The sequence below is a fragment of the Alistipes sp. UBA6068 genome, from assembly GCF_949428155.1.
GTDB classification, from domain to species: domain Bacteria; phylum Bacteroidota; class Bacteroidia; order Bacteroidales; family Rikenellaceae; genus Alistipes; species Alistipes muris.
The window spans coordinates 89478-101724 of sequence record NZ_CASQFS010000007.1 but is presented as its reverse complement, the minus strand read 5'-3'; the positions used below and the strand labels follow the sequence as shown (position 1 = coordinate 101724).

Below are 12247 nucleotides of genomic sequence, written 5' to 3'. Positions count from 1 at the left end.
GGATGCTACTCGCGCTTTTTCATCCCCAGACGGGGGCAGCGGTGGAATTCTTTGTCGCGGTCGAACAAATAACGGTAGGTCGTATGGACCTTGTGGCGCGACGCGCAGACGTAGGTCTCAATCATGCGGTTCATCACGGGGTTGAAGTCGCCGATCCATGCCAGCTCCAAAGTCTTGTAAGGAATATCCGTCCGGTCGAGGTATTTCCAATATTCGGCCATGATAGCCGATTCGACCCCCTTGCCGTGGAACTCGGGCGCGATGCCGAAGATGATGCCGAAAATCCGGTCGCACTTGCGCCGCACCTTGAGGTCCCACATCAGCCGCAGTTTCTGCCACAGCCCGAACTTGCCGCGGAACTTGCCGATAAGCCGGTTGAGGTCGGGCACGGTGACGAAGAAACCGATTGGTTCCTGGTTGTAGTAGGCGAAGAAGACGATTTCGGGGTCGATGATGGGACGCAGCGCCCGCATCATGTCGAGCGCTTCGCTCTGCGTCATGGGCTTGACGCCCGAGAAAAGCGCCCAGGCACGGTTGTAGACGACGCGGAAATTCTCGGCGGCCTCCTCGACGTTTTTCATGTCGATGTGCTCGACGTGGTAGCCGGGCGTGGAATAGAGCCGCGCGGCGCGGGCGAAAATCTGGCGGTTGGCCTCGGACGCATCCTTACGCCAGATGAAACTGTGCTGGTTGAAATAGTTCTTGAACCCGTAGTTCTCGAACAGCTCCTTATAATATGTAGGATTGTAGGGGTTCTTGTAGAGGGGCTGGAACTCGTAGCCCTCGACCAGGAGCCCCCACCAGTCGCGCCGCTGTCCGAAGTTGATCGGACCGTCCATCGCCTCCATGCCGCGGCCGGCAAGCCACATGCGGGCAGCGTCGAACAGCATGTCGGCGACCTGCTGGCAGTCGATACACTCGAAGAATCCGCACCCGCCCGTGGGCTGCTCCTCCAAAGCGGCCTTCTCGCGGTTGTAGAACGCGGCGATGCGCCCGACGACCTTGCCGCTGCTGTCGCGCACGACCCACCGGACGGCCTCGCCGTCGGCGAAAAGCTCGTTCTTGTCGCGGTCGAAGACCTCCAGAACATCCTGGTCCAGCGGGCAGACCCAGTTGGGATAACCCTCGTAGAGGGTCTTGGGAAAATCGAGCCACTCACGCTCGGCGGCAGGGGTCGCAACCTCCTGCAAACGATATTTTTGCGAATCCATCGTACGATATTTTGGTGAACCGGTAACCACGGCCGGCGCCCGCCCCACGCAACGTTCGCTCGAAAATATTGCGGAAGCGCGCCTGCCTTAAGACAAAGATAACCATTTTTTCTTATATTTGTTCAGCCGACCGAAAAAGAGACGCCCTATGGAAAAGACCCGCGAAGAACAACTGCCCGACGGCACCCGGCCGCAGTACCGCTTCATGAAGTACCGGATACACAAAATCCTGCTGGTATGCTGCAGCTACGACGGCTACATACTCGAAGAAGACGGCCACATCGAATCGCAGATCAACCAGGAGTACCTGGACCTCAACCTGTCGAATCCGCCCTCGTTCACGCGGGTGAGTTCGACGCGCGAAGCCCTCGACGTACTGGCCGACGACGATTCGTACGACTTCATCCTGACGATGTACAACGTCGGCGAACCGGACGTCTTCAGTTTCGCCAAGACCGTCAAGCAGCGCCACCCGCAGATACCCGTGGCACTGCTGACCTCGTTCTCGAAAGACATCTACCGCCGCATCGAGGAGCAGGACCGCTCGGGGCTCGACTACATCTTCTGCTGGCACGGCAACAACGACCTCATCATCGCCATCATCAAGCTGGTCGAAGACAAGATGAACGCCGAGGAAGACATTCTGCAAGGCGGCGTGCAGGCGATTCTGCTGGTCGAGGACTCGATTCGCTTCTACTCGACCTATCTGCCCGAGCTGTACCGTCTGCTGCTGATGCAGAACACCGAATTTCTGAAGGACGCCCTCAACGAGCAGCAGCAGATTCTGCGCAAACGGGCCCGGCCCAAAATCCTGCTGGCGACCAACTACGACCAGGCGACCGAACTTTACGACCGCTACAAGAACAACCTGCTCGGCGTCATTTCGGACGTGGGATTCGTGATGCACGCCGACGACAAGCCAGCCGACGAGCGGCCCGACGCAGGCATGGCGCTCTGCCGCCGCATCCGTCAGGACAACCCGCTGATGCCGGTGCTGCTGCAATCGTCGCAGGTCGAATTCCGGGCGCAGGCCCGTGAGCTGGGCGCCGGGTTCATCGCCAAGAATTCCAAGACGCTGCTGTCGGAACTGCACGACTACATCTCGACGGAATTCGCGTTCGGCGACTTCGTGTTCCGCGATCCGCAGACAGGCACGGTCATCGGCCGGGCCAAGGACCTGGCGCAAATGCAACAGATGATTGCAACGGTGCCCGACGATGCGTTCGAGTACCACACTTCGCAGAACCACCTCTCCAAATGGCTCTACTCGCGGGGGCTCTTCCCGCTGGCGGCCTCCATCCGCCGCTACAACAAGGGCCATTTCGCGTCGGTCGAAGAACACCGCCGGGTGCTGGTGGGGCTCATCCGCGACTACCGCACGCTGCTTGGGCAGGGCGTGGTGGCGCGCTTCGACCCGGAGACCTATTCCGACGCCGTGGCGTTCGCCCGCATCGGCGAGGGCTCGCTGGGCGGCAAGGCCCGCGGGCTGGCGTTCATGAACTCGATGCTCATCAAATACCGCCAGTACGACAAGCACGACGGGGTGCGCATCATGATTCCGCGCTCGGTGGTCATCGCGACCGACTGGTTCGACGAATTCATCCGGCAGAACGGCCTGCAATACGTCATTTCGCGGGAGTGCACCGACGAGGAAATCCTGTCGGAATTCGTCACGGCAACCATCCCGGCCCGGCTCCAGGAAGAACTCAAGGCCTACATCCGCACCGTACGGGCGCCGCTGGCCGTGCGTTCGTCGTCGAAGCTGGAAGACTCGCACTACCAACCTTTCGCGGGCATCTACTCGACCTACATGATTCCCTACACGGAGAACGAGGACCAGATGCTGCGGCTCCTGCTGCGGGCCGTGAAAAGCGTCTATGCCTCGGTCTACTTCGCGGCGTCGAGGGCCTACATACAGAGTTCGCAGAACCTGATTTCGGAGGAGAAGATGGCGGTCATCGTGCAGGAAGTGTGCGGTACGGAGCAGAACGGGCTCTTCTTCCCGACCTTCTCGGGCGTGGCGCGCTCGATCAATTGCTACCCCATCGGCGACGAAAAGCCCGAAGACGGCATCTGCAACGTGGCGATGGGCCTTGGCAAACTCGTGGTCGACGGCGGACGGACGCTGCGCTTCTCGCCCCGTTACCCGCAGAAAGTATTGCAGACCTCGACTCCGGAACTTGCGCTGCGCGACACGCAGACGGAGGTGCTGGCTCTGAGCCTGCGGCCCGAAGAATTCCGGACGTCGATAGACGACGCGGTGAACCTGCGCCGGCTGACGGTCAGCGAAGCGGGCGAATACCGCAACGCCTGCCATGCGACGTCGGTGTGGGACCGCGAGAACGAACGCATCTCGGACAGCCCCTACGACCGCGGGCGCAAGCTGATAACGTTCAACAACATACTGAAGTACAACACTTTCCCGCTGGCGGAAATCGTGCGCGACATCCTGGCGATGGGAGCCGAGGAGATGCGCTGCCCGGTGGAGGTGGAATTTGCGGTCAACATGGACGTGGACGCGGGCCGCGAACGGATATTCAACCTGCTGCAAATCCGCCCGATTATCGACAGCCAGGACAACCGCCCGGTCGACTGGAGCGAAACGGAGACCAGCGATGCGCTGATTTACGGCGAGAGCGCGCTGGGCATCGGCCAGATGGCCGACATCGCGGACATCGTCTATGTGAAGACCGAGAAATTCAGTTCGCTGGCGACGGAGAAAATCGCCGACGAACTGCTGGCGCTCAACGCACGTCTGCGCGACGAAAAACGCCCCTACATCCTGGTAGGCCCGGGCCGCTGGGGTTCGTCGGACCCGTATCTGGGGGTGCCGGTCAAATGGAGCCACATATCGGAAGCGAAAGTAATCGTAGAATGCGGCATCGAAAACTTCGACGTGGAACCCTCGCAAGGAACCCACTTTTTCCAGAACGTCACCTCGCTGGGCGTAGGCTATCTGACAATCAACCCGTTCCGGGGCGACGGCATCTTCCGGCAGGACCAATTGGACGCCCGCGAAGCCCTCTACGAAGGGGAATACCTGCGGCTGGTACGCTTCGACCGCCCGCTGTGGGTCTGCATCGACGGCCGCTCGGACCGGGGAATGGTCGCTATAAAGTGAAAGGTGAATTTTGCGGATAAATAAGAGCCCGGCTGAAAAAATCCACAAAAAGATTACAATCCATAAGAATAATTCCTATATTTGTTCTAAACAAAAACCTTAAAACACCTGCAAGCTATGAATGTAAACAATCTGATGACCGAACTCGAACGGAAGCATCCGGGCGAGAGCGAGTACCTGCAAGCCGTGCGCGAAGTACTCATGACCGTAGAGGAGACCTACAACAAACACCCCGAATTCGAGGCCAACCGCATTGCGGAACGAATCGTGGAACCCGACCGCAGCTTCACGTTCAAAGTGGTATGGGTCGACGACAAGGGCGAAGTGCAGGTCAACACGGGCTACCGCTTCCAGTTCAACAACGCCATCGGCCCCTACAAGGGCGGGCTGCGGTTCCACCCCTCGGTGAATCCCTCGATTCTGAAATTCCTGGGCTTCGAGCAGATTTTCAAGAACGCGCTGACAACCCTGCCGATGGGCGGTGCGAAAGGCGGCTCGGACTTCAACCCCAAGGGCAAGTCGGACCGCGAGGTGATGCGCTTCTGCCAGGCTTTCATGACGGAGCTGTGGCGCCACATCGGCCCGGAGACCGACGTACCTGCAGGCGACATCGGCGTGGGCGGCCGCGAAATCGGCTACCTCTACGGCATGTACCGCAAGTTGGCGCGCGAGAACACGGGCGTGTTGACGGGCAAGGGCATGACCTACGGCGGCTCGCTGATTCGTCCGGAAGCGACGGGCTTCGGCGCGGTTTACTTCCTGCGCCAGATGCTCGAAAAAGCGGGCATGGACATCAAGGGCCAGACCATCGCCATCTCGGGCTTCGGCAACGTAGCGTGGGGCGCGGCGACGAAAGCCACGGAGCTGGGTGCCAAGGTCGTGACGATTTCGGGCCCGGACGGCTACATCTACGACCCCGAAGGACTGAACGCCGAGAAAATCGCCTACATGCTTGAACTGCGCGCGTCGAACAACGACGTAGTGGCTCCCTATGCCGACAAGTTCCCGGGCTCGAAATTCGTGGCGGGCCGCAAGCCGTGGGAAGTGAAGGTCGACATCGCGATGCCCTGCGCGACGCAGAACGAGCTGGGCGGCGAAGACGCCAAACAGCTGCTGGCCAACGGCGTGAAGATCGTGGCCGAAGTGTCGAACATGGGCTGCCGCCCGGAAGCCATCGACGCGTTCATCGCGGCGAAGATACCCTACGGCCCGGGCAAGGCGGTCAATGCGGGCGGCGTAGCGACGTCCGGTCTGGAAATGACGCAGAACTCGCAGAAGCTCAACTGGACGGCCGAAGAAGTCGACGCGAAGCTGCACCAGATTATGAGCTCGATTCACGGAGCCTGCCTGGAATACGGCACGGAGAAAGACGGCTATATCAACTACATGAAAGGCGCCAACATCGCCGGCTTCATGAAAGTGGCCAAGTCGATGGTCGAGCAGGGAATCCTCTAAGAGCAACGGTTCAAGAATACGACGACGGGAAAAGCCGAATGGCTTTTCCCGTTTTTTTAGCGTGCAAAAAACCTCTTACTTTTAGCCTTTCACCTTTAACTTTCTTTTCAAACTGCGGACGGCCTCGCCACCGAGGGCGAGGAACGAAGAAGCACCGACGACAAAAGCCCATTCACGCAAGGAAAGGGGAACGGTGCGGAAAACCTCTCCGCCGAAACGCACGATAAGGAACTGCCCGAAGCCGATAGCAAGGAGAATAAGGAAGAATTCGCGGCATCCTTTCCACGAAGCAAAGACACAGCGCCGCGTCTCGAACCCTTTGGCGTTGAACATGTTCCAAAACTGCATAAAGACGAATGCGGAGAAGAAGACCGTCAGCTGCCGCACGGAAAGCTCGGCGTCGCCGCAGGACCACCATCCCAACAAACCGAGCAGAGCAACAACCATCAGCCCGCCGCAGACGAAGATAGTCCGGGCCATGGCGGGCGTGATGATGAACTCGTCGCGCGGACGCGGACGGTCGGCCATCACTCCGGGGTCGGGCGGGAGCGAAGCCATGGCCATGGCGGCGAGGGTGTCCATGATGATGTTGACCCACAGAATCTGCACGACGGTGAGGGGCATTTCGGTGCCGAAAACCGCCCCGGCGAAGCAGATGACGATGGCCGCGAAGTTGATGGTGAGCTGGAACAGCACGAACCGCTGGATGTTGCGGTAGAGCGAACGGCCCCACATGACGGCCGTGGCGATGGACGAAAACGAATCGTCGAGCAGCGTGATGTCGGACGCATCCTTGGCCACGGAAGTGCCGGAGCCCATGGAGAGCCCGACATGGGCGAAGTTGAGCGCAGGTGCGTCGTTGGTGCCGTCGCCCGTGACGGCGACGACCTCGCCGCACTGCTGCAAGAGCCGCACGAGCCGCTGCTTGTCCAAGGGCCGGGCCCGCGAAAGAATCTTCAAATCCTGCACACGGGCCAGCAGCTCCCCGTCGCTGGCCGCGGCGAACTCTGCCCCGGTCATGCGGTTGCGGTCGCCGTCGGCCGAATCGTCCCAAAGGCCGATTTGGCGGGCGATTTCGCAAGCGGTGGCCGAAGTGTCGCCGGTGACAATCTTAACGGCGATTCCGGCACTCAAGCACTGTTGTACAGCAGCCGGAACGTCGTCCCGCACAGGGTCGGCGATGGCCGCGACACCCGAAAAGGTCAATCCGCCCCGAGCGACAGCCTCCTCGCAGGTATCGGCATCGGTTTCGGACCAAGCAACGGCGAGCGTCCGCATGGCGCGGCTTTGGAAATCGGCCAACTGCTGAGCAACCTGGGCACCCAAGCCGTCATCGCGGCACAAGGCCCGCACGATTTCGGGTGCCCCCTTGACGCACAACAATTTGCGCCCGGAGACCCCGCTGCGGACGATGGTAGCCATATACTTGCGCTCGGTGGAGAAAGTGAGCCTGTCGACAATCTGCGCCCCGGCCCGCAAAGGCTCGTAATCGAACCCTCGACTGCGCAGCCACGCGAGCAGCGCCCCCTCGGTGGGATTGCCGAGAATCCGCCCCTCGGCATCGAGGAACGCGGTGGAATTGGCCGCGACGACCTCGGCGAATTCGGGGTCGGACAAGGCATCGTAACGCACCAACCCGCAAACATGCATGCGGTTCTGCGTGAGGGTCCCGGTCTTGTCGGTACAGATGACCGTCACGGCGCCCATGGTCTCGCACGCGTGCATCTTACGGACCAAGTTATTGGTTTTCAGCATGCGGCGCATGGACATGGCCAACGAAAGCGTAATGCTCATGGGCAGCCCCTCGGGCACGGCCATGACGATGATGGCGACCGAAATCATGAAAAGGTGGAGCACCTGCTGCGAAACGGCGAGCCAATTCTGCTGCAACAGCCCGCCGAAGAAAATGGCCTTGAAGAGCATGATGCAGAAGATGGCGACGGCAAGCGAAATGCCGACGCGCCCGATGAGCCGCGAAAGTCGTGCGAGCTGGCGATTGAGCGGCGTGGGCTCGTCGCAGAGGACCGCGGCCTGCTCGGTGACGCGCCCGGCTTCGGTAGCGTCGCCCACGGCCGTGACGACGAACCGCCCGTATCCGTCGGCGACGGTAGTGCCGCGCAAAACACGGTCGGAGGGATAAGTGGCTTCGGGGTCGAAATGGGCGGGGTCGGCGGTTTTGTCGGTTTCGGGCTCCCCGGTGAGGGAAGATTCGTTGACTTTGAGCGAAACGGCCTCAACTAATTGCCCGTCGGCAGGTACGGTCTCGCCGCTCTCGATAACGACGACATCGCCGACGACCACATCGCGCCGGGGAACGCGCTGCATGGCTCCGTCGCGCAGGACGGTGACGGGAACGTCGTCGCTGACCCTGTTGAGCCTGCGGAACCGCCGCTGGGCGTCCCACTCGAAAAGAAACCCGACGCAAGTGGCGAGGACGATGGCGCAAACGATGCCGACGGATTCGGTGAAATCATGGCGGACAGCCCCGACGACGAACGAAAGCACGGCGGCGGCGAGCAGCACTTTGATAACGGGGTCGCGGAACTTGTCGAGCAGCAGCACCCACGGCGACTGCTCGCGCGGCGGTGTAATGACATTGACACCGTGGAGCCGCCGGCTTTCGGCGACCTCGGAAGCGGACAGACCGACGGAACGGGAAGGAATCATAACGAACTTTTTTTCTCCAGCGGGAACTGCCGCGACGACGCATCGAGCCGCACGGCGATGAAGAGCAGGATGGTAAAGGCGATGAGCGACGACCCGCCGTAACTCATGAAAGGCAAAGGAATACCCATCACGGGCATCATGCCGATGGTCATGCCGACGTTGACCAAGACGTGGAACAAGAGAATGGACGCCACGCAATAGCAATAGATACGCCCGAAAGGCTCCTGCTGGTACTCGCCCATACGCATGAGGCGGAGAATCAACAGACACAGCAGCACGAGGACCGCCGCGGCGCCGACGAAACCCCACTCCTCGCCGACGGTGCAGAAGATGAAGTCGGTATGCCGTTCGGGAACGAAACCGTACTTGATCTGCGTACCCCGCAGGAAACCCTTGCCGAACCAGCCGCCCGACCCGATGGCGATTTTGGACTGGTTGACGTTGTAGTCGATGCCGCGCGGGTCGCTGATGATGCCCAGGAAACTGAGGATGCGGTCGCGCTGGTGCTGCCGGAGCACGGAATCGAAGATGTAATCGGTGGTGGGGAGAAAAATCATGGCGCCGACGAACAGCCCGACGGGCAAAAAGACGCTGCGAATATTGGCCCGGTAAGCGTAGACGGCGATGCCGATAAACGACAAAAGCGTGACGGTGAGCAGCGCGGCGTAGAACGAAACGGCGCCGGGAGCGATGAAGTGGGCGGTCCAGAAAAAGAGCAGACTGCCGAGCGCGAGCGCCGCCAGATAGACCATGCGCGAACGCCACTCGCCGCTCATCATGGCCTCGGAGAGGGTGCAGATGACAATCAGCGCCACCAACAAAACGGCAGGCGAGAGGAGAAACGACGAAATGAACAGCCCGGCGACCAGCAAAATGGGAATGCAAAGCCACTTATTGAGCCCCTCGCGGTAGAGAACGAAAAGAAACGAACAGAGAACGATACCGGACCCGGTGTCGTTCTGCAAGACGATGATGAAAAGCGGCGCGCAGATGACGGCCGCGACCTTGAACAAGTCGCCGGACCGCGAAATGGAGAACGAATAGGAACTCATGACGCGGGCGAGCGCCAGGGCGGTGGCTATCTTGACGAATTCGGCGGGCTGGACACGGAACGACCCGAACTCGAACCACGCCTTGGCACCGTTGACCTCCTTACCGAACAGAAGCGCAGCGAGGAGGAGGGCCAGCCCGGCGAAATAAGCAGGATAGGCGAGCATGTGGATGAACCGCTTGTCAAGGAGCAGGACGACCAGCGCGGCGACCCACGCGATGCCGATCCAGACCAACTGCTTCATGTAGAAATGCGAGAGGGCGAAAGGAGCGAGCGAATCCTCCTTGTAAGTGGCCGCGAGAATCGACAGGGCCCCGGCGGCGACGATGGCCAGGTAGAGGAGGACCGTCCAGACGTCGACCCACCCGAAGATGTTGCGGAAACGCTCACCGATCATAATAAGGATAATAAATGTTCATGTTCTTGATACGCTCGAACAGCTCGGGCCGCCGGATGGTGTCGGTGAGGTAGAACTCCTCCAGCAGCGAAGCGATGGGCAGCGCGGCGGAAGCACCGAAACCGCCGTTCTCGACGTAGACGGAGATGGCGATTCTGGGGTTGTTGCGCGGAGCGAACGAAAGGAACGTAGAATGGTCCTTGCCGTGGGGGTTCTGGGCCGTGCCGGTCTTGCCGCAGACGTCCCAACCCTCCAGATAAGCGTCGGTAGAAGTACCCGCCACGTTGACGCCCCGCCACATGCCCTCGACGATGGGCTCGAAATGCTTGGGGTCGACCATGGTATAATGACGCTGATAGAACCTTGCATCGAGCGAATCGCACCCCTCTATCTGCTTGACGATGTGGGGGATGTAATAATAGCCGCGGTTGGCGACGATGGCGGCGAGGTTGGCGAGCTGCAAGGGCGTACAGCCCAGCTCGCCCTGCCCGATGGAGAGGGAAAGCAGCGTGAGCGAATTCCAGGAACGGCGGTAACGACGGTCGTAGAACTCGCGGTTGGGGACGTAGCCGTGGCCCTCGTCGAGGAAGTCGGAACCGAGCTTGCGCCCGAAACCGAAGCTGTGGACGTACTCTTTCCAGACGTCGAAACCCTCCTTGGGCCCGTCGTAACGGGGATTGTCGAGGATGTCGCGGAAGACGTAGCAAAAATAGGCGTTGCACGAAGTGGCGACGGCGAACCGCAGGTCGAGGGGCGAAGAATGGGCGTGGCAGGCCATCCGCTGCCGGCCGGCCTGATACCCCATGTTGCAGGCGTGGAGGTCGGACGGCCGCAGGACTCCCTCCTGCAACCCGATGAGCCCCTGCACGATTTTGAAAGTGGACCCGGGAGGATACTTGGCCTTGACGGCGCGGTTGAACAACGGCCGCCGCTTGTTGCGCAACATACGCATGTAATTGTTGCCGCGCCCGCGTCCAACGAGCTCGTCGGGGTCGTAAGTAGGCGACGAAACCATCATGAGGATTTCTCCGGTCGAGGGCTCGATGGCGACAGCGGCCCCGACCTTGCCGTGCATCAGCTCCTCACCGAGCAGCTGGAGCCGGGTGTCGATGGTGCTGACGAGGTTGCGCCCGGGCTTGGGCAGCGAATCGTAACGCCCGTCGAGGTAAGAACCCTTGACCTCGCCGTGGGTGTCGACCTCCTGGATCTTGACCCCCTTTTCACCGCGCATGACGGTCTCGTAAGCGGATTCGACGCCTGTGAGCCCGACGTAATCGCCGGCCTGGTAATAAGGGTGGCGCTTGAGATACTCGGAAGTGACCTCGGAGACGAATCCCAACAAATTGCCGCCGACCTTGCGGGGATAACGCCGGACGGTACGGTAGACCATATAGAACCCGCGGAAATTGCACTCGTCGAAACGCAGCTTGTCCTCCTTGGAAATGTAGCTGGAAACGAGTCTCGGCGCGCGGGGCCGCATCCGGGCGTTGGCGATTTCGCGGTTGAGCTTGGCGACGGAGAGACCGAGAATCCGGCACATGCGGGCGGTATCGAACCCGCGCTTGTCGAGCTCGCGGTAGATGACCATCAAATCGTAGCATTCGCGCGACTGGACCAGGAACTCGCCGTTGCGGTCGAGAACCTCGCCGCGCGAGGGATACTGGACGACGTGGCGCAGGACATTGGCCTTGGCCAGCTCCTCGTAACGCGAATCGAAGAGCTGCAGCCACGCGAGCCGCCCGACCAGGAGGGCGAAGATGAAAATCACTACCCCCTGCAACAAACGCATGCGGGCGAAACCGTCGACGGGCCCGTTCATAACCGCGCGACGAATTTGGCGGTGAAGATACGGCCGAGCAGCCAGACGGCGGCGACGGTGACCGACCCGGAAGCGACGATACGCAGCACGGTACGGACAATATGGCTCCACGAAAGCGCCTCCAAAGAGAAGAAGACGACGTGGTGGACGGCGACGAGGACGATAAGGTAGTTGAGGAATACATGATGTCCCAACCGCTCGGGCGACGGGACGCCGCCATCGCGCAAGTCGTCGCGGCTATAAAACGAAGCGAGGATATAAGGCCGCAAAAACGCCATCAGCAAGGTAGCCATCGTGTTGATACCTGCGGCCCCCATGAGAAAATCCATGGTGACGCCCATGGCCAACCCGGCGAGCAGAACGGTGACAGGTGCCGTATCGACGGGCAGAAGGACGATGAACGCGACGTAGATAAGCGGATTGAGGTAGATGCTGACCGAGAGGTTGTCGAAGAGGAAGACCTGCAACAACACGGTGACCAGAAAGAGCGACGAATAAGTGACTATGCGATACATGGCGGAATATG

General features: G+C 60.6%; 7 protein-coding genes. 2 read left to right on the top strand and 5 right to left on the bottom strand.

The genetic code is table 11. The features are described 5' to 3' along the window. Positions 1-5: 5 nt before the first annotated feature. Entirely contained in the window at positions 6-1211 is a 1206-nt protein-coding gene (locus tag QVG21_RS05650) for a hypothetical protein (protein ID WP_287922951.1), read from the bottom strand. Between the two features lie 148 nt (positions 1212-1359). Between QVG21_RS05650 and QVG21_RS05645 the strand changes: the two genes are divergently transcribed. Together QVG21_RS05645 and gdhA are read left to right on the top strand one after the other, a co-directional pair. Then, positions 1360-4332, top strand: a complete 2973-nt coding sequence (locus QVG21_RS05645; RefSeq protein ID WP_287922949.1) for a PEP/pyruvate-binding domain-containing protein — start codon at positions 1360-1362, stop codon at positions 4330-4332. 117 nt (positions 4333-4449) lie between these two features. After that, positions 4450-5787, top strand: a complete 1338-nt coding sequence (gene gdhA / locus QVG21_RS05640; protein WP_251214085.1) for an NADP-specific glutamate dehydrogenase — start codon at positions 4450-4452, stop codon at positions 5785-5787. Positions 5788-5868: 81 nt separating this feature from the next. On the opposite strand, the gene QVG21_RS05635 is transcribed toward gdhA, so the two are convergent. Genes QVG21_RS05635 through QVG21_RS05620 form a run of 4 tightly spaced genes read right to left on the bottom strand, consistent with a single transcriptional unit; the run spans position 5869 to position 12236 of the window. Continuing rightward, positions 5869-8454, bottom strand: a complete 2586-nt coding sequence (locus QVG21_RS05635) for a calcium-translocating P-type ATPase, PMCA-type (RefSeq protein ID WP_287922947.1) — start codon at positions 8452-8454, stop codon at positions 5869-5871. Next, positions 8451-9902, bottom strand: coding sequence for a rod shape-determining protein RodA (gene rodA / locus QVG21_RS05630; protein WP_287922945.1), 1452 nt, complete (start codon positions 9900-9902; stop codon positions 8451-8453). The genes QVG21_RS05635 and rodA overlap by 4 nt, the downstream gene beginning before the upstream one ends. After that, a complete protein-coding gene (locus QVG21_RS05625; protein WP_287922943.1) occupies positions 9892-11721 on the bottom strand; it encodes a peptidoglycan D,D-transpeptidase FtsI family protein in 1830 nt (609 codons plus the stop codon). Before QVG21_RS05625 ends, rodA begins: the two co-directional genes overlap by 11 nt. Continuing rightward, on the bottom strand, positions 11718-12236 hold the full coding sequence (locus tag QVG21_RS05620) for a rod shape-determining protein MreD (protein ID WP_287922941.1): 519 nt from the start codon (positions 12234-12236) through the stop codon (positions 11718-11720). The genes QVG21_RS05625 and QVG21_RS05620 overlap by 4 nt, the downstream gene beginning before the upstream one ends. Between the last annotated feature and the right edge of the window lie 11 nt (positions 12237-12247).

Excerpts from the sequence above, each read along its gene's own strand:
- QVG21_RS05650 (WP_287922951.1), bottom strand. The coding sequence starts at position 1,211 with ATGGATTCGCAAAAATATCGTTTGCAGGAGGTTGCGACCCCTGCCGCC.
- QVG21_RS05645 (WP_287922949.1), top strand. The coding sequence starts at position 1,360 with ATGGAAAAGACCCGCGAAGAACAACTGCCCGACGGCACCCGGCCGCAG.
- gdhA (WP_251214085.1), top strand. The coding sequence starts at position 4,450 with ATGAATGTAAACAATCTGATGACCGAACTCGAACGGAAGCATCCGGGC.
- QVG21_RS05635 (WP_287922947.1), bottom strand. The coding sequence starts at position 8,454 with ATGATTCCTTCCCGTTCCGTCGGTCTGTCCGCTTCCGAGGTCGCCGAA.
- rodA (WP_287922945.1), bottom strand. The coding sequence starts at position 9,902 with ATGATCGGTGAGCGTTTCCGCAACATCTTCGGGTGGGTCGACGTCTGG.
- QVG21_RS05625 (WP_287922943.1), bottom strand. The coding sequence starts at position 11,721 with ATGAACGGGCCCGTCGACGGTTTCGCCCGCATGCGTTTGTTGCAGGGG.
- QVG21_RS05620 (WP_287922941.1), bottom strand. The coding sequence starts at position 12,236 with ATGTATCGCATAGTCACTTATTCGTCGCTCTTTCTGGTCACCGTGTTG.